20 protein-coding genes are annotated in these 17590 nt (G+C 63.9%); 13 read left to right on the forward strand and 7 right to left on the reverse strand.

The genetic code is table 11. From position 1 onward, the window contains the following. Position 1 precedes the first annotated feature (1 nt). From AC1D3B_RS10985 to AC1D3B_RS10995, 3 genes are read right to left on the reverse strand one after another with little or no spacing between them, the layout of a single operon-like run. Positions 2 to 568 (reverse strand): 3-hydroxyanthranilate 3,4-dioxygenase, encoded by a 567-nt coding sequence (locus AC1D3B_RS10985; protein WP_478190694.1) that lies wholly within the window; start codon positions 566 to 568, stop codon positions 2 to 4. Between the two features lie 30 nt (positions 569 to 598). Further along, a complete protein-coding gene (locus AC1D3B_RS10990; protein WP_478190695.1) occupies positions 599 to 1030 on the reverse strand; it encodes a RidA family protein in 432 nt (143 codons plus the stop codon). 9 nt (positions 1031 to 1039) lie between these two features. After that, positions 1040 to 2524, reverse strand: coding sequence for a 2-hydroxymuconic semialdehyde dehydrogenase (locus tag AC1D3B_RS10995; RefSeq protein WP_478190696.1), 1485 nt, complete (start codon positions 2522 to 2524; stop codon positions 1040 to 1042). A gap of 287 nt (positions 2525 to 2811) precedes the next feature. Here AC1D3B_RS10995 and AC1D3B_RS11000 point away from each other — a divergent pair, with 287 nt between their 5' ends. The 8 genes from AC1D3B_RS11000 to AC1D3B_RS11035 all read left to right on the forward strand — a co-directional run bounded on the left by AC1D3B_RS11000 (position 2812) and on the right by AC1D3B_RS11035 (position 9245). After that, on the forward strand, positions 2812 to 3345 hold the full coding sequence (locus AC1D3B_RS11000) for a 4-hydroxylaminobenzoate lyase (RefSeq protein WP_478190697.1): 534 nt from the start codon (positions 2812 to 2814) through the stop codon (positions 3343 to 3345). 63 nt (positions 3346 to 3408) lie between these two features. After that, complete coding sequence (locus AC1D3B_RS11005) at positions 3409 to 4581, forward strand: ABC transporter substrate-binding protein (protein ID WP_478190698.1); 1173 nt, start codon at positions 3409 to 3411, stop codon at positions 4579 to 4581. A gap of 24 nt (positions 4582 to 4605) precedes the next feature. Then, on the forward strand, positions 4606 to 5187 hold the full coding sequence (locus AC1D3B_RS11010) for an NADPH-dependent FMN reductase (protein WP_478190699.1): 582 nt from the start codon (positions 4606 to 4608) through the stop codon (positions 5185 to 5187). Beyond that, a complete protein-coding gene (locus AC1D3B_RS11015) occupies positions 5184 to 6098 on the forward strand; it encodes a branched-chain amino acid ABC transporter permease (protein ID WP_478190700.1) in 915 nt (304 codons plus the stop codon). The genes AC1D3B_RS11010 and AC1D3B_RS11015 overlap by 4 nt, the downstream gene beginning before the upstream one ends. A gap of 4 nt (positions 6099 to 6102) precedes the next feature. Continuing rightward, entirely contained in the window at positions 6103 to 7053 is a 951-nt protein-coding gene (locus AC1D3B_RS11020; protein WP_478190701.1) for a branched-chain amino acid ABC transporter permease, read from the forward strand. 3 nt (positions 7054 to 7056) lie between these two features. Further along, on the forward strand, positions 7057 to 7812 hold the full coding sequence (locus AC1D3B_RS11025) for an ABC transporter ATP-binding protein (protein ID WP_478190702.1): 756 nt from the start codon (positions 7057 to 7059) through the stop codon (positions 7810 to 7812). After that, positions 7809 to 8537 (forward strand): ABC transporter ATP-binding protein, encoded by a 729-nt coding sequence (locus tag AC1D3B_RS11030; protein WP_478190703.1) that lies wholly within the window; start codon positions 7809 to 7811, stop codon positions 8535 to 8537. Before AC1D3B_RS11025 ends, AC1D3B_RS11030 begins: the two co-directional genes overlap by 4 nt. A 57-nt stretch (positions 8538 to 8594) precedes the next feature. Further along, positions 8595 to 9245 (forward strand): flavin reductase family protein, encoded by a 651-nt coding sequence (locus AC1D3B_RS11035; RefSeq protein ID WP_478190704.1) that lies wholly within the window; start codon positions 8595 to 8597, stop codon positions 9243 to 9245. 4 nt (positions 9246 to 9249) lie between these two features. Here AC1D3B_RS11035 and AC1D3B_RS11040 read toward each other — a convergent pair whose 3' ends face one another. Then, a complete protein-coding gene (locus tag AC1D3B_RS11040; protein WP_478190705.1) occupies positions 9250 to 10188 on the reverse strand; it encodes a LysR family transcriptional regulator in 939 nt (312 codons plus the stop codon). Positions 10189 to 10380: 192 nt separating this feature from the next. Between AC1D3B_RS11040 and AC1D3B_RS11045 the strand changes: the two genes are divergently transcribed. From AC1D3B_RS11045 to AC1D3B_RS11055, 3 genes are read left to right on the forward strand one after another with little or no spacing between them, the layout of a single operon-like run. Next, positions 10381 to 11340, forward strand: coding sequence for an amidohydrolase family protein (locus AC1D3B_RS11045; RefSeq protein ID WP_478190706.1), 960 nt, complete (start codon positions 10381 to 10383; stop codon positions 11338 to 11340). Between the two features lie 16 nt (positions 11341 to 11356). Continuing rightward, positions 11357 to 11872: a cupin domain-containing protein gene (locus AC1D3B_RS11050; RefSeq protein ID WP_478190707.1), complete on the forward strand. Its 516-nt coding sequence runs from the start codon at positions 11357 to 11359 to the stop codon at positions 11870 to 11872. Between the two features lie 44 nt (positions 11873 to 11916). Next, positions 11917 to 12891, forward strand: a complete 975-nt coding sequence (locus tag AC1D3B_RS11055; protein WP_478190708.1) for a Bug family tripartite tricarboxylate transporter substrate binding protein — start codon at positions 11917 to 11919, stop codon at positions 12889 to 12891. A 30-nt stretch (positions 12892 to 12921) separates the two neighbouring features. Here the strand turns inward: AC1D3B_RS11055 and AC1D3B_RS11060 are convergent, their stop codons facing one another. Continuing rightward, positions 12922 to 13893: a Bug family tripartite tricarboxylate transporter substrate binding protein gene (locus AC1D3B_RS11060; RefSeq protein ID WP_478190709.1), complete on the reverse strand. Its 972-nt coding sequence runs from the start codon at positions 13891 to 13893 to the stop codon at positions 12922 to 12924. A gap of 43 nt (positions 13894 to 13936) precedes the next feature. Next, the gene (locus tag AC1D3B_RS11065; protein WP_478190710.1) at positions 13937 to 14806 is read right to left on the reverse strand and encodes an isocitrate lyase/PEP mutase family protein; all 870 of its coding nucleotides are present in this window, start codon (positions 14804 to 14806) and stop codon (positions 13937 to 13939) included. A 246-nt stretch (positions 14807 to 15052) separates the two neighbouring features. On the opposite strand from AC1D3B_RS11065, the gene AC1D3B_RS11070 reads away from it, so the two are divergent. Continuing rightward, positions 15053 to 15856: an N-acyl homoserine lactonase family protein gene (locus tag AC1D3B_RS11070; protein WP_478190711.1), complete on the forward strand. Its 804-nt coding sequence runs from the start codon at positions 15053 to 15055 to the stop codon at positions 15854 to 15856. Between the two features lie 17 nt (positions 15857 to 15873). Continuing rightward, positions 15874 to 16197 (forward strand): hypothetical protein, encoded by a 324-nt coding sequence (locus AC1D3B_RS11075; RefSeq protein ID WP_478190712.1) that lies wholly within the window; start codon positions 15874 to 15876, stop codon positions 16195 to 16197. On the opposite strand, the gene AC1D3B_RS11080 is transcribed toward AC1D3B_RS11075, so the two are convergent. Next, entirely contained in the window at positions 16198 to 17457 is a 1260-nt protein-coding gene (locus tag AC1D3B_RS11080; protein WP_478190713.1) for an NAD(P)/FAD-dependent oxidoreductase, read from the reverse strand. Positions 17458 to 17590 lie beyond the last annotated feature (133 nt).

Genomic DNA, 17590 nt, shown 5'->3' on the forward strand with positions numbered 1-17590 from the left:
GTCACAGACCATGAGCGGATCGAAGGGCGTTGTGCCAGGAGACTGCATCCCGACCGGGATGCACCTCTCCGCATTGGGGGCACGTGCGTTCCTGCTCGGTGGTCGCGTAGAAGCGCTCGTAGAGCGGAGGCAGGTCGGCAACGATGCTTTCGAGTTGCTTCTCGTACCTCTGAAGCACGGTGCCGCAGCGCGCGCAGGACCATTGGAAGGCGTCGGTGTCCCCCTTCGGACGCTGTCGCTCGATGACCAGGCAGAGGCTGCCCGCTTCTGGCCGCTGGGGCGAGTGCAAGGTATGCGGCGCCATCAGGAACATGTCGCCCTCCTTGAGTTCGACGCGGTCGTACTGCCCGCGGTCCCACATCAGGAGAAACGCGTTTCCCTTGAACTGATAGAAGAACTCTTCGATCGGGTCGTCGTGGAAGTCGCTGCGCTTGTTCGGTCCACCGACGACGGTGACCATCATGTCGCCGTCTTTCCAGATCTGCTGGTTTCCGACCGGTGGCTTGAGCAGATGCGAGTTCTCGTCCAGCCAGCGCTGGAAGTTCAATGGGCGTCCGTATTTGTACATGGTGTGCTTTCAGGGAATTGAACGTCTGGATCAGCTGTTGGAACCGAGCGGCTTCCACGCGATCGCCTTGATTTCGATCAGCAGATGGGGGTGCGGCAACTGGTGGACGGCGACGGTCGTGCGGGTGGGGCCGCTCTCATCGAAGAACTGGCCGTACACCTCGTTGTAGCCACCGAAGTCGTTCATGTTCACCAGATAGGCGCTGACCTCGACAACGTCCGACAAGGAAGCGCCGGCATTCGCGAGGATGTCTCCGATGTTCGAGATGACGGCACGCGTCTGCGCCCGGATGTCCAGGGTCGTGGTACCCATGTCGTCCGACTGGACACCTTCGAAGCTGTTGTCTGGACGGCGCGAACTCGTGCCAGACACGAAGATGAAATCTCCTGCGCGCCTGTAGTGGGGGAAGCGTCCCCTGGGCGTTGCCTTGCCTGGGACGACCTGGCTGATGGGTGAAGTCATGGCGATCCTTCAGAGCTGGATGCAGATGTTGCTGATCTCGGAATAGAAGTCGAGCGAATGGCGACCCCCTTCGCGTCCGAGGCCCGACAACTTCGTTCCGCCGAATGGCGTGCGCAGGTCCCGGGTGAACCAGGTATTCACCCAGGTGATGCCGACGTGAAAGCGTCGCGACACGTTGTGGGCCCTCTTCAGGTTGGTTGTCCAGATGCTGGCGGCCAGGCCGTAGCGACTGTCGTTGACCCGGCGCACGACCTCGTCTTCGGTATCGAACGGCGCGATGTGGCAGACGGGTCCGAACACTTCCTCGACGACGCAACGGGCCGTGTCGGGAAGCCCGGTCCAGATCGTGGGTTGAACGAACGCACCGTGGTCGCGCTCATCGCCAAACGTTGGCACGCCGCCGCCCGTCACGACGGTCGCGCCCTCCGCCAATGCCAGCTTGAAGTAAGACAGGACCTTCTCGCGATGGGCATGGGAGATGAGCGAGCCCATGTTCACGCCGGGCTCGTCCGGAAAGCCGATCCGAAGCGCTTCGGTCTTGAGCTTCAGCGCAGCGACGAAACGCTCGAAGATCGACCGTTCGACGTAGACCCGCTCGGAACACAGGCAGACCTGCCCCGAGTTGGTGAAGCTGGAGCGCAACACGCCGTCGACCGCTGCGTCGAAGTCGGCATCGGCGAAGACCACCGCTGCATTCTTTCCCCCGAGTTCGAAGGAGACTTCGCGAACACCGTGCGCGGCGACCTTCATGATGGCCTCGCCTGTGCGCGATTCGCCCGTGAAGGTGATGGCATCGATGCCCGGATGACGGGTCAGGAATTCGCCCGCCGAGTCCGGCCCGAATCCGTGCAGCAGATTGAACACGCCCGCCGGAACGCCGGCATCGCGCATGACCTCGGCCAGCAGCGTCGCCGAGGAAGGCGTTTCCTCGGAAGGCTTGACGACGACCGTGTTGCCGCACGCGAGGGCAGGAGCCACTTTCCAGGTCAGAAGCAGCAGCGGCAGGTTCCAGGGCGAGACGATGCCGATGACCCCGTGCGGCTTGCGAACCGTGTAGTTGAGAAGGTCACTGCCATCGGCTGCCCGTGTCTCGAACGCCTCACTGCCAGCGACCTTGACGAGGTCGGCGAACGTACGGAAGTTCGCGACGCCCCGATAGACATCGAGCGTGCGCGCCTGGTCCACGAGGCGGCCGGTGTCCGCAACCTCCGCGGCGATGAAGTCGTCGAAGCGCCGTTCGATTCCGTCCGCGACGCGGTGCAGCACGACGGCGCGCTCCGCCGGTGACATCGCACCCCATGGGCCGCCGAGCGCGCCGCGCGCCGCACGGACGGCCTCGTCGACCAGTTGCGCACCGGCTTCGTGGACGTCGGCGATCTTCACGCCGTTGATGGGCGAAATGTTGGGGAACAGCCGGATGCCTTCGACAAATTCGCCATTGACGAAATTGCGCGTGGAGCGCAGCGAGGCGGGAAGAGAGAGTGACGGTTGCATGTGTTCTCCGCAATGAATTGGGTCGAACTCTATCCATGCCGTTGCGCGCTGAACAATCAAAATATGAGCGACGTCTATAACTTTCGCTGATACCGGTGGGAAAGAAAAGGCAGGCGGGGCGCGCCGTCGAGCGTGCACCTTTGAAAGGCAGAATTGCCTCAATCCGGTGCGTCGGAACCGCTATCACTTTCTGGAATAGCAGAGAGTGGAACATTGATTGTGGCGATCCAGATCGGCCTCCTATGATTGCCCCAGCCCGAAACTTCGTCCACTCAGGAAGCCACGCAATGACCAATACCGACGTCTCCGCCGCAGCCGCATCAGACGCCCTCCCTGGCGGCCCGAGCAAGGCTGCTTTACTCGAGGCAGTCCAGGAGCTGCTCGCTTTCATCGGTTCGAAGCCTCTTGACGCAGCGCTTCAGGCGCAATTGAACGATCGCTACGGCCCTTCGACGCAGCGGTTCGGTACCTTGTTGGCGCTCCTTCGGGCGGGCATCGACGAAGGTTGGGCTTGCTACGCGGAAGTCGACGGTCCCGACTATCGCCGGGGCCGCATCGCGGAAGCCTCGGAAGCCACACACGGCTTTACGGTTGAAAGCGCGAAATTGCGCAACGTGAAAGGCAACTATCACCGCCATCCCCGGGGCGAAATCAACATGATCGGGCCTGTCGACCCGACGGGCACGTTTTGCGGATCCGGCGCAGGCTGGCGCGTTTTTGAAGCCAATTCCAGTCACTACCCCACCGTCGCTGGCGGGACCGTGACATTCCTGTTCTTTTTGCCGGGCGGCTCGATTGAATATCAGGCCGGGCCCGCCTGATATTGCTGCCCACCTTCCATTTCAACCTGATATCTATTCTTTCCTTTTACGGAGATTTCCACCATGAATATCAAATGGCTGTTTTTGCCGATTGCGTTTTCGATTGCGCTCTGCAGTCACGCCGCCGACAAGGTCAAGATTGGCTATATCAGCACCCTCTCCGGCCCGTTGTCCAGTCTGGGCATCGAAATCCGCGATGGCTTCAATCTGGCCCTGAAGGAAACCGGCAACAAGATCGGCGGTCTGCCGGTGGAAGTGGTGGAGGGGGATGACCAGGCCAGCGCCGACGTCGGCAAGCAACTCGCAGACAAGTTCTTGAAGCGCGACAAGGTCGACTTCATGACGGGCGTGGTCTATTCGAACGTGCTTCTTGCCGTCGGCGCGCCCACCTTCGCCGCCAAGACCTTCTACATCAGCACCGCGGCCGGCCCGGCCAGCCTGGCCGGCGCACAGTGCAATCCCTACTTCTTCGGACTGTCCTGGCAGAACGACGGCCAGGCCGAGGCCATGGGCAAGTACATGTCCGACAAGGGATACAAGAAGGTCTACATCCTGGCCCCGAACTATGCGGGCGGGCGTGAAAACCTGACCGGTTTCAAGCGCACGTTCAAGGGCGAAGTCTCCCAGGAGACCTACGTGAAGATGGGCGAACTCGACTTCGCCTCGGAGATCTCCCAGATCCGCGCGAACAAGCCCGACGCATTGTTCTTCTTCCTGCCGGGTGCGATGGGGGTCAACTTCATCAAGCAACTGATTGCCTCGGGCCTCGAGAAGCAGATTCCCTATTTCGTGCCCGGCTACTCGGCGGACGAGGACACGATCAAGGCGCTTGGCGACCCGATGGTCGGCCTTTTCAACTCCTCGCATTGGGCATGGGATCTCGACAATCCGGCCAACAAGAAGTTCGTCGCGGATTTCAAGGCCACGTACAACCGCCTGCCGTCGATGTACGCGTTTCAAGGCTACGACGTCGTGAGGCTGCTGGACCGCGCCGTCGCAGACGTCAAGGGAAACCTCGAAGACAAGGCCGCGCTGCATGACGCCATCGCCGCGGCCCGCTTCCAGTCCGTTCGCGGCGACTTCAAGTTCAACACCAACCAGTTCCCGATCCACAGCTTCTACCTGCGCCAGGTGCAGAAGAACGCATCCGGGGTCGTCACCAACAAGACGCTCTCCAAGATCACGGATGCGCAAGGCGACACCTACGTCGGCGCCTGCAAGATGAAGGCCATTTGACGCGGCGGCATGGAAAGGAAGACCATGACCAAGCCAAAGATCCTTGCCTTCGCAGGCAGCGCCCGGTCCGGCTCTCTCAACAAGCGACTGATCTCGATCGCAGCGCACGAAGCCCGTTCGGCCGGAGCGCAGGTGTCACTGATCGACTTGCGAGATTTCCCGATGGCCATCTACGACGGGGACGATGAAGCGCTCGCTGGCGTGCCGACGACAGCACTCGAGCTTCGTTCGCTGTTCGCGAGCCATGACGCCGTGATGGTGGCGACGCCCGAGTACAACGGCTCCGTCCCGGCGCTGCTGAAGAACGCACTCGACTGGTGCTCGCGCCCGACGCAGGGCCAGGACGGCCTCGCACCCTTTCGCGGCAAGTCCGTCGCGCTGATGGCGGCCTCCCCGGGCCCCTTCGGTGGCATTCGATCAGTCGCCCACTTGCGCGGCATCTTCAGCAAGATGGGCGCACACGTCATGGCCGATGAAGTTCTGGTGCCCGCAGCCGGCACGGCGTTCGGCGCCGACGGCGCGCTGCTCAATGAAATGAGTGCCAAGCTGACAGCGCAACTCGCAAAGGATCTGGTCGCACGAGCCCATCGAGGTTTTGCATCATGACCGCGCTGATCGAATCCGGACTGAACGGGCTGCAGTTCGGCCTGATGCTCTTTCTGCTCGCGGCCGGGCTGACGCTCGTCCTCGGGATCATGGACATGGTGAACCTCGCGCACGGCTCCCTCTACATGTTCGGCGCGTACCTGACCGCATCGCTCACGCATGCCACCGGTTCATTCCTTGTGGCCGTTCCGCTGGCACTGCTCGCAACTGCCGTGGTCGGCATGTTGCTGGAAATGTCGGTGCTGCGCGCCTTGTATCGGCGCGACCATTTGTCGCAAGTGCTCGCCACCTTCGCACTCATCCTGATCAGCAACGAGGTCGTCCGTCTGATCTGGGGGACCCAGCCGATCAAGCTCAACGTGCCCGACGTGTTCTCGGGACCGGTCGATCTGGGTGCAGGGATCTCCTACCCTTCCTATCGGCTGCTGATCATCGGCGTCGGGCTCGCGGTTGCGCTCATCCTGTACCTGCTGGTCTCGCGCACTCGCGCAGGCATGTGGGTGCGTACTGGCGCATCCAATCGTGAGATGGCAACGGCCATGGGCGTCAACATCACATGGCTCTTCACGATCGTCTTCGGGTTCGGCGCCCTGCTGTGCGCGGTTGCCGGCGCGCTGCTGGGCCCGCTTCTCTCGGTGCAGGTCGGCATGGGGGAGAGCATCCTGATCCTCGCCTTCGTGGTCGTCGTCATCGGAGGCATCGGTTCGATCCGCGGCGCGCTGGTCGGGGCGCTTCTGGTGGGCGTCGTCGATACCGTGGGTCGGACTGCGCTTCCGGCGGCCTTTCGCGTCTTCTTCTCGCCGGCAGTCGCCTCCGGCATGGGGCCGACCGTTGCCTCCATGCTGATCTATGTGCTGATGGCCGCCATTCTTTTCTGGAAACCGCAGGGGCTCTTCCCTGCCAGGGGATAGGGCAATGACCGCAATGCATCAAGCAGCCTCCAGGCCCATCGCCGCGACAGCGTTGGCCGTGGCCATCGCACTTCCGTTCGTTGCCACTGCCACCGGCCAGGATTTCTACGTTGGCGTGTTGACGCGGATCATGATCTTCGCGATCGTCGCAACGAGCCTCAACCTGCTGATCGGCTTTGGTGGGCTGGTCTGTTTTGGCCACGCCGCATTCTTCGGCCTTGGGGCCTACACGGTCGGAATACTTGCCCAATCCGGTGTCGACTCGGCATGGGTGTCATGGCCAGCCGCCATGCTGATCGCCGCCCTGGTCGCGGCCGTCATCGGTGCCATCAGTCTTCGAACGCGCGGCCTGTACTTCATCATGATCACATTGGCCTTCGCGCAGATGCTGTACTACATGTTCATCTCGCTTGCCGACTACGGTGGCGAGGATGGTCTTCCCTTGGCGCAGCGTTCCGGAATGCCGTTCGGACTCGATCTGACCCATGACACGACGTTCTATTTCGTGGTCCTGTGCCTTCTGGTTGCTGTCCTGGTCTCGATGCGCTTCCTGGTCAATGCGCGGTTTGGGCGTGTCCTGCAAGGCATTCGCGAGAACGAGGTCCGCACGGAAGCGATCGGGTTCCCCGTCTTTCGCTACAAGTTGGTCGCTTTCATCATTGCCGGTGCCGTCGCCGGGCTCGGCGGCGCCCTCATTGCAAACCAGAACGGCATGGTGAGCCCGAGCCTTCTGTTCTGGACGCAATCGGGGTCGTTGATGGTCATGGTCATCCTGGGGGGTGTCGGCTACGTCTACGGCGGCTTGATGGGGGCCTTCATCCTGCTTGCGTTGGAAGAGGTTCTTTCCAGCTACACCATCTATTGGCAATTGCCGCTCGGGGTCATTCTGCTGGCCATCGTCCTCTACACCCGCAGTGGCGTTGCCGGCCTGCTCGCTCGCAACCGTCACGGATAAGCCATGAGCGAATCTCTTCTCACAATCAAGGACCTGGTGAAGCGTTTCGGCGGCCTCGTGGCCACCGATCATGCCAACCTGACGGTGCGTACCGGCGAGATCCATGCGCTCATCGGCCCCAACGGCGCAGGGAAGACCACGCTGATCCACCAGATCTCCGGAACTCTGCAACCCAGTTCCGGCAGCTTGATCTTCGACGGCGAAGACATCACGAAGGTGCCGATGCATTCGCGCGTGCGGCGGGGTCTCGCGCGGTCCTACCAGATCACGAACGTCTACAAGAAGTTCAGCGTTCTGGACAACGTGGCCTTCGCCGTCCAGGCGCGCACAGGCACCAGCATGTCGTTTCTACGGCCCTTCCGCCGGGAGCGTGAAGCATTCGCTCAGGCGCGCGAAGTTGTCGATCGCGTTGGCCTGTCGCGTCGCGCGGACGAACTGGCGCTGAACCTTGCCCACGGGGAGCAACGCCAACTCGAATTGGGCCTTGCACTGGCGACGCGGCCCAAGTTGCTCCTTCTGGACGAGCCGATGGCGGGCATGGGCCCTGAAGAGTCGGAATCCATGGTCGTACTCATGGAAAAGCTGCGCGCCGACGTGACGCTGCTGCTCGTCGAGCATGACATGGACGCCGTGTTCCGGCTCGCCGATCGCATCTCCGTGCTGGTGTATGGCCGCGTCGTGGCCTCGGGTACGCCCGAGGAGATCCGGCGCGATCCGGAAGTACGCAAGGCCTATCTGGGCGAAGAGGTGACCGCATGAGTTCCGCCATCCTCGAGGTCGATGACCTCCAGACCTCCTACGGACCGAGCCAGGTCCTGTTCGATGTCTCACTGACCATCGAACACGGAAGGATGCGCACCTTGCTGGGCCGCAATGGCATGGGAAAGACCACGACGGTCAGGAGCATCTTCGGAATGACGCCGTGTCGCACGGGAGCGGTGCGATTCCTCGGTCACCGGATCGACAGGATGCCGCCCAACAAGATCGGGCAGCTCGGGCTCGCGATCGTCCCCGAAGGGCGACAGATCTTTCCCAATCTGACCGTAAAGGAGAACCTGGTTGCATTCGCTCGCAAGGGAACCCGGATCTGTGCGTCTTCAGGCCACGACCCCTGGACGCTGGAGCGCATCTATGCCTTCTTTCCGCGCCTTCAAGAGCGGGAGAAGAACATGGGCAATCAGCTCTCGGGCGGCGAGCAGCAGATGCTCGCCATCGGCCGCGCACTCATGACCAATCCGCATCTTCTGATCCTGGACGAAGCGACCGAGGGGCTCGCGCCGCTCATTCGCGAGGAAATCTGGCGATGCCTGCAGGTCCTGCGCCAGGCAGGTCAGACGGTGCTGGTGATCGACAAGTATGTCGAGCGGCTCATCCAGATCGCCGACGACCACACGATCCTCGAACGAGGCAGGGTCGCCTGGCAGGGCGCCTCCAGCCAACTCGATGCGGATCCGGCGATCTGGCAACGCTATGTGGGTGTTTGACGTGAGTCCGCAGCGTTCGAAACCCGGCGCATCGAGCCATCACTACTGGAGCGCATGATGACGCACGTCTCGATGGAGCATCTGAGCACCATGCAGAAGTACTGGCTGATCACTGGCAGCGTGGGCCCCCGGCCCATCGCGCTGGTGACAAGCCTGGACAGCCAGGGTCGTTGCAATGCGGCGCCGTACAGCGCCTTCAACTACATGGGCGAGGATCCGCCGCTGTTCGCGATCGCCGTTGACCACTACGGCGAGGAGAGCCACCGACCCGGTGAAATGAAGGACACGCTCAAGAACATCATTGAGCGCGGAGAATTCGTGGTCAACATGGTGGACGAGCAGATCGTGGAGCGCATGGTGTTGTGCGGCACCGATTTCCCCTCGCACATCTCCGAAGCGGAGGCGGTCGGCTTTGCATTGGCCCCTTCCCGGCAGGTCCAGGTCCCGCGCATCGCCGAGGCGCCGATCGCGTGGGAATGCAGGCTCTACAAGGTCCTGGACTTTTCGACGCAGCGTTCCATCGTCTTCGGCGAAATCGTGGCCATGTACTTTCGCGAAGATCTCATCGACGAAGAACGCCTGCGCGTGCGCGTCGAGAAATTCGCGCCGGTCGGCCGCCTGGGTGGCCCCAACTACGTCCGCAGCACCGATCGGCTTCGGCTGCCGGTCCCGACGTTCCTGGCGTCGATGGGCAAGCCCCGGGAATAGCCGGTCATTTCAGCTGGTCCGAAATCTCGAGCGCCGTGGCGCGCAGACATTCGATGAATCGCTTGCAGGAAGGTGCGACGTCCTTGTCCGCTCGCACCGAGAACCCGACCTTCGCAGTGTTGTGGGTCGCCGGCGTGTCCAGGATCACGACGCTGCCGACCTTGCTCAGGTGCAGAGCGGCGGCCTTCGGCATGAAGGCCAGCATGCTGCTCTGAAGCAGGAACGCGATGTTGGCGAGGATCGACAATGACTCGACGCGCGGCACCGGAACGGGCACCCCGGCGTCCCGGAACATCCTTTCGGCGGCAATTCGCGCCGGCGATTCCGCGAGCGGGAAGATCCAGGGGTAGGAAGTCAATTCCGAAAGCTGGAGACCGCTCTTTCCTGCCAAGGGGTGTTCGTTGCCGGCAACCACGCAGAAGGCCTCCTCGAAGAGCACCTCATGGCTGATCGGGAAGGACGTGGAGAGCAAGGAGTCCGTTTCCGGCAATCGACCGACGACGATGTCGAGTTCGCCCGTGGCGAGGGCCGGAAACAGATGGGGCGCCGTGCCTTCCTTGATGGTGACGAGCACGCCGCTCGCCTCGCCCTGCAACTTGCCAATGGCTCGGGGCAACAACTGCGCGGAGGCAGAGATCAGGGTGCCGACGATGACATGACCCGCCTCACCCGTCCGGTACGCGTGCACCTCGTCCGTCATGTGTCTCAGTTCGGCAATCAGCGACTGGACGCGGCGTCCCAGCATGACACCGAAATCCGTCGGCACAACGCCTCGATTGGATCGGGTGAAGATCTCTTCCTCGAAAAACGACTCCAGATCGAAGATGGCCTTCGATATGGCCGGCTGCGTCAGCCCCAGGTCGTTGGCAGCGCGGAGGAATGAGCCTGACTCGAGAACCCGCGCGAACACCATCAGCTGACTGAGCTTCAGCTTTCGACTCACGGTGATGGTTGACGGCGTTCGGGTGACTATGGTGCGCTCACAGGTTGCTGCTGCGAGCGATTATGACCCGCTCATTCACGGGGCGGCCACGACTCAGACAGCAGATGGGAATCCCCTTCCCTGATTGACATCGCAAGTCCTCGCCTGTACGCTCAGGTTTGCGTTAGCGTTAACATGGTTCAGAAATTTGGCATGAGACAGCTCTCCTCCGATCGGGAGTGCACGTCGCCTCCAGAGGGCATCGCGGAACGCGAGAGCCCCCGGCTCGACGATGCGATTCCGGCCTTCGCACAGGCCTGCGATTGCCATACGCACATCTTCGCCGACCCCCGCGAATTCCCCTTTGCGCCCGGGCGAAGGTACACGCCTTCGACAGCGGACGACCGGCAGCTGGCTCGGCATCTGCACGCGTTGGGGCTGGGACGGGTCGTCGTCGTGCAGCCCAGCGTCTACGGATTCGACAACGGCGCCACCTTGCACGCCATCGCGGCCCTGGGGCCTGCAGTGGCGCGCGGCGTTGCGGCCATCGAGATCGATCGCATCTCCGATGCGGAGCTGGACCGGCTTACCGCCGGCGGCATGCGGGGCGTGCGGCTCAATCTCGAGACCGACGGCACGACGTCCGTGGCCGAGGCGCGCCGCCTGCTCGAATCGGCGGCGCGACGCGTGCAGGGTCGGGGCTGGCACCTGCAGGTTCACGCGCGGCTGGCCTTGTTCGCCGAGTTGAGCCCGGCGTTCGCGTCACTGGAGGTACCGCTCGTTCTCGATCACTACGCCGGGACGCACGCGTCGACCTCGCCCGAGCATCCGGACTTCCGGCAACTGCTGGCCGCGATGCGTTCGGGCGCGGTTTACGTGAAGCTCTCGGCGGGCCACCTGTGCGGCATCACGGATAGCGACTTCGCGCGCCTGGCGCCGCTGACCCACGCCCTCATCGCCGAGCGCGCGGACCGGCTGGTCTGGGGCAGCGATTGGCCGCATCCCGTTCCCGCTCCGTTGGCCGGCGCCAGCGTCGAGAGCATCACGCCGCTGCAGCAGGTCGACGACCGCGGCTCGCTCGCCCTGCTGCGTGCCTGCGCCCCCGACGCGGGGACACTCGAACAGATCCTGGTCTCGAATCCCGCACGCCTGTACGGTTTCGAGGCGACTTGATACCCAAGGAATTCGCATGAACCCCACCACCGAAGACACCGCGCCCATCGTCAAGAACACCGCTGAGTGGCTCTCCGAGATGGAGCGCCTCGCGCAGCGCACCGTGCCGAGCTTTTTCCATGTGCGCTGTCAATTGCCCAAGGCTGGCCGCACGAACCAGGTCCTCGGCGCGACGAAGATGATGAGCGTCGTCCTGAAGACCTACGCGGAAGGCGGCGAGAACGAGCTGCACGCGCACGTCAACGAAGACCATTTCTTCCTCATCATGCAGGGCACGGCGACTTTCCATGGCCCGCGCGGCGAGACGCGCGAAGTCGCGAAGAACGACTGCGTCCTGCTTCCACGCGGCTCGCTGTACTGGTTCCGCGCCACGGGCGACGAGGCGCTGGTGATGCTGCGCATCGGTGCGGCGAGCGAATCCGAGCCCGATGTGCTGGCGCGCGTGGGCGCGGACAACGCACCGCTCGACGGCTTCTCCGAAGCCAACAAGGAGGTGCCGCTCGTGCTCGACGAGGGCCGCTGGTACGAGTGAGCACAGCCGCACCGGCGGGAAGATCAACGAGACAAGGAGACAACATGACCATCCAACGCAGAACCTTCGTCACCGCCATCGCGGCGGCGGGACTCCAGGGGCTCGCGGGCCCCACCTTCGCACAGGCCTTCCCGTCCCGGCCCATCACGCTCGTCGTCCCCTACGCGGCCGGCGGCAACGGCGACCTGACGGCGCGCCTCTTCGCGGAGTCGTTCTCGAAGGTGCTGGGGCAGTCGGTGGTGGTCGAGAACCGGGCGGGCGGCGGCGGTGCCATCGGCGCCGCCTATGTGGCAGGGGCCAAGTCCGACGGCTACACGCTGTTCGTCGCCGCCAAGGGCGTGTTCGCCATCACGCCCAACCTCGTGAAAGTGTCCTACTCAATCGACAACTTCAAGCCGATCGGGTTCATCAGCCGCACGCCCATGGTGCTGGTGGTCAAGAAGGGCAGCAAGTTCAAGTCGCTGGAAGACTTCATCGAAGCAGCCCGGAAGGAGCCGGGACGGCTGGCCGTCGGGATGGGCGCGATGGGCTCGGACAACCACGTCGCCCTGATGCAACTCGAACTGGCCACCCGCACCAGTTTCAACAGCGTGGCCTACAAGGGCGCAGCGCCGATGCTGCAGGACATCCTCGCGAACCAGCTCGACGTCGGCGTCGATCAGCTCACCACCTCCAAGCCTTTTCTCGAATCGGGTGACGTGGTCGCGCTGGCCGTGCTCGGAACCTCGCAGGAAGCGTCGATGCCGTCGGTGCCGACCATCGCGCGCATCGGCGCCCAGCCCTTCGATTCGACCACCTACATCGGGCTGCTCGCACCGAGCGCGACGCCCGAGGCGACGGTCGCGATCCTCGAGGCCGGCCTCAGGAAGGCGCTCGAAGACCCGCGGCTCAACGCAGGCTTCGCCAAGTCGGGCGGCTCGATCTACGCCGGACAGCCGGGCGAGTTCGAGAGCCGCGTCCGGCGCGAGAGCGAGTTCATCCAGAAGATGATCCAGGACGGGAAGGTCCAGCGGGAATGAAGCGGCAGGCGCGCCGCGCCGCGGCCGCGCTCAGTCGGCGACCAGCTTCCCGTCCGCGATCACCTTCTTCCAGCGATGGAACTCGGAGGCCATGAAGGTCCCGAACTCCTCCGGCGTGGTCGTGATGATCTCCGCGCCCTGCTCCCTCATCTTGGCCTTCATGTCGGGTTGTTCCATGATGTCGTTGAGCGTCTTATTGAGCTTGGCGACAATCGCCGGCGGCGTGCGCGCAGGTGCCGCGATGCCGAGCCAGCCGCTCACCGCATAGCCGGGCACGCCCGCCTCGGCCACGGTGGGAATGTTCGGCAGCGTGGGCAGGCGCTTGCTGCCGCTGACCGCCAGTGCGCGGATGCGTCCGCTCTGCAGGTGCGGCTGCGTCAGCAGCGGATCGCTGAATGCGAGATCGATCTGGCCACCCATCAGGTCCGTCAGCGTCGGCGCCGCGCCCTTGTACGGCACGTGGACCATCTCGATGTTGGCCATCTGGGCGAACTGGACCATCGCCATGTGCGGCGAGCCACCGGCACCCGGCGAGCCGTAGTGAAGCTCGTTGGGATGCGCCTTCGCATAGGCGATGAGTGCCTCCACGTCGTTCACCGGCAATGCGGCCTTGACCACCAGCAGGTTGGAGAACGACACCAGCCGGGCCACCGGCACGAAGTCCTTCAGCGGGTTGAAGCGCACGTTCTTGTACATCGAGGCATTGATCGCGAGCGCACCGATGGTGCCCATCATCAGCGTGTACCCGTCCGGCGGGGAGCCCGCCACGAACTCGGCGGCGATATTGCCGTTGGCGCCCGGTTTGGCTTCGACAATGACGGGTTGGCCCAAGGCCTGTTGCATCCGCTCGGCGACGAGCCGCGACAGGATGTCCGACGCGCCACCCGCGGCGCTGGCGACGATGATCCGGATGGGCTTCGTCGGATAGTCCTGGGCGGCCGCCGACAGGGGCTGGATCGAAAGCGTGACCGCGGCGAGCAGTCCGCAAAGGTATCGAATCATCTGGCGTGTCTCCAATGTCTTTTGTCTTGCGCAGCTAGGCGAGTCAGGCGAAGCTCTTCTCTCGCGTCATGGCTTCTTCCAGGCCGACGAAGCGATTGAACTCGTCGAAGGGCGTCAACAGGTGGGCAATGGCTTTGATCGAGTTCTCGCGCATGAAAGTCTCCATCATTTCCTTTACCGCCTTGTGCATGGCGAACACGGACTCGATGGGACACAACGCGTAGTCGAACCCCAGCGCATCGAGCTGCTGCAGGGAGAGAGTGGGACTCTTGCCCGAGCTGGCCATGTTGAAGAGCAGCGGCTTGCCCAGCGGTCGCAGTCGCCGGCTGATGGCCTGGAGTTGCTCGACGCTCGTCGGCGCATCGACGTAGAGACCATCGGCGCCGACCGCCGCATAGGCTTCGAGACGGTCCAGCGCATCGTCGAGCCCGGTGACGGCCACCGCGTCCGTGCGCGCGACGACGAAGAAGTCGGGATCGCGCCGCGCCTGCAGCATGGCGCGCAGCTTCTGCACCATTTCTTCCTTGGGAATGAGCTGCTTGCCGGCGAAGTGACCGCACTTCTTGGGAACTGCCTGGTCTTCGAGGTGCAGGGCCGAAGCGCCTGCCTCTTCCCATAGCTGGATCGTGCGCTGACAGTCGAGCACGCTGCCGTAGCCCGCATCCGCGTCCGCGAACACCGGAAGGCTGGTGACCCGCGCGATGCGGCGGATGTGTTCGAACATCTCGGTCTGGCTCAGCAATCCGACATCGGGCTGGCCCGCGATGACCGCCGCGGCCGCGAAACCACTCACGAAGATGGCCTTGGCGCCCGTCTCCTCAGCCAGCTTGGCGGTCACTGCATCGTGCGCGCCCATGCAGACGAAGGGGCCTTCCTTGAACAACTGGCGGAATCTGGCTGATCTGGCGGTCAAGACTGTCTCCGTTCCATGGCGGGAAGGCGCGTTGCCAACGGCGAAATGTTATCGCTCACATAAAGTCTAGGTTTGCAGGTCTGGCGTGTCAAGCGAATGCTCGGTCGGCACGAATGTCAATGTCGTAGCGCGGGTAGTCGGGGCCATTCCGCGGTCGAACCCCGTTGATCCGGGGCTATCGGCAGACAAATGGTCGTGATAGCGATATCATAATTCTTCAATCGACAACGCAAGAGACACACCGACATGACCGCCTCACGCGATGAAACCTACTCCGTCTACGCCATCAAGTACGGCCATCACGACCGACTCTCGTCGGCGAACTTCCTGGGCGGCGACAGCCACGACACGCCGATGCCGCTGAGCTACTTCGTCTGGGCTGTCGTCGGCCCCTCGCGCACCTTCATCGTCGACACCGGCTTCGACGCCGCAGCCGGCGTCGAACGCGGCCGCAAGATCACCCGGCCGGTCGAGGAAGGGCTTGCGGCGATCGGGATCGACGCGGCCTCGGTGGAAGACGTGATCGTCACGCACATGCACTACGACCACGCCGGCAACCGCGGCCTGTTCCCCAAGGCACGCTATCACCTGCAGGACCGCGAGATGGCTTACTGCACGGGCCGCTGCATGTGCCATCCCGCCCTCAACCACCCCTTCGACGTCAAGGACGTGTCGAGCATGGTCGGACGCGTCTTCGACGGCCGCGTGCAGTTCCACGACGGCGACTCGGCGATCACGTCGGGTCTCAGCGTGCACCTCGTCGGCGGGCACACGAACGGACTGCAGGTGGTGCGCGTGCGCACGGCCAAGGGCTGGATGGTGCTCGCATCCGATGCCTCGCACCTCTATGCCAACATGGAGCAGCGCAGACCCTTTCCGGTGGTCTACAGCGTCGGCGACATGCTCGAAGGCTACCGGCGCCTCTACAGCCTCGCGGACGATCCGTCGCTGGTGGTACCGGGGCACGACCCCGACGTGCTCAAGCGATTCCCGGCCGCGAGCCGCGAACTCGACGGTTGGGTCGCGCGGCTCGCGGGCGGGCAGGACTGAGACGCAAGGAGAGCCAGGTGACCGAATGCGTAGTCCTCATCCGTCGCTTCATCAAGCCCGATCGCGCTGCCGATTTCGCTGCCTGGGCGGCAGGCCAGCCGGCCGTGACCGCGGCCGGCTTCCTCGGCAAGACCCTCACGCGGGTCGACGCGTCACCGGAACTTCCGCCGGGGCTCAACAGCTTCCACATCGCCGGCAACTCGGGCAGCGCGACCTTCGTGATGATCGAGCGCTGGGCCTCGGTCGAGCATTTCAAGGCCTACGTGCCGCGCGCCAGCACGGCCGACCAGGACGAGTTCGAGATGCTGCCGCGCCAGCGGGTCGTGCTCTCGGTCGCCTGATCAGGCGGTCGAGCGCAGCATCGCGTCGAGCGGAGCGGAAGGATCGCGCAGGCCATCGGCATCGACCGGCGCGCCGCGCGCGATCATCTGGCGAAGAAAGCGCATCTGCCGGCCCTGGTTGATGGTGGCGCCACCGACCACTACCGAATCCTGCAGGTAGAACACCATGCAACTGCGGCTCCCCGGATCGCCGCGCCAGACGACCTCGTCCCAGCCGATCGGTGCGCCGGCCGACTGGAAGTTGACGCCGTGCTGGTCGGTCCAGAACCACGGAACCTCGCTGTAGGGTGCATCGCCGCCCGCCATCACCTTGGCGACCGCGATGGCCTGGTTCTGGGCGTTCTGCCAGGTTTCGAGGCGCAGGTGGCGGTCCAGCAGGGGGTTGAAATGCGAAGTCGCGTCGCCTGCGGCATGGATCAGCGGATCGCTGGTGCGACCCCACGCGTCCGTGACGATGCCGTTGTCGACCGCAAGGCCCGCGGCGACGGCAAGCTCCACATTGGGCACGGAGCCGATGCCGATCACGATCGCGTCACCCTGCCAGCCGATCCCGTCCGTGGTCGTGGCGACGAGATCGCTGCCGCCCTCGGCGCGTGCGATGCGCGTGACCGCCGCACCCATCCGCAGGCGGGTGCCGAAGGACCGATGAAGATCGGCGAAGAATTCGCCGACCGAAGGCGGCGCAACCCGTCCGAGCGGCTGGGCCGCGGCCTCGATGACCGTCACCTCGCAGCCGAGTCCGTGCGCGATCGCGGCGACCTCCAGGCCGATGAAGCCTGCGCCGATCACCAGCAGCCGTGCGCCGGCGCACAGCCGGTCCTTGAGCGCGAAGGTATCTCCGATGTTCCTGATCGTGTGGACACCTGGCAGGTCGACGCCCTCCACCGGCAATGCGCGCGGCCGCGCTCCCGTGGTCAGCAGCAGCCGGTCGTAGGCCATCGACTGCCCCCCGGGCAGTGCGAGCCGCCTGGCTTCCCGGTCTATGGACTCGACACGGCACCCCAGCATGAGTTCGACCGCCTGGTCCTCGTACCAAGCCCGCGGCCGCACGAACAGGCTGTCGAGTTCCGCCGCGCCCGCCAGCAGGTCCTTCGAGAGCGGCGGGCGCTCATAGGGCGGCCAGTCTTCCTCGCCGATCACCACGAGTCGGCCGTCGAATCCGTGCTGGCGCAGCGCTTCGGTGGCCCTGCCTGCCGCATGACCTGCGCCGACAATGACGAAGGTCTCCTTGACCTGACTCGGGGGATGGCGGATTGTCAACTTCGACTCTCTATGTTAACGTTCACATAAGGTGCCGACTCTATGGAAGCGAGAGGTCGACGTCAACCCGGGATCAGGAAGACCACTCAAGAATGATAGCGATATCACAGACCAATCCAACCCAAGGATCCAT

Source organism: Variovorax sp. P5_A3 (genome assembly GCF_056400665.1).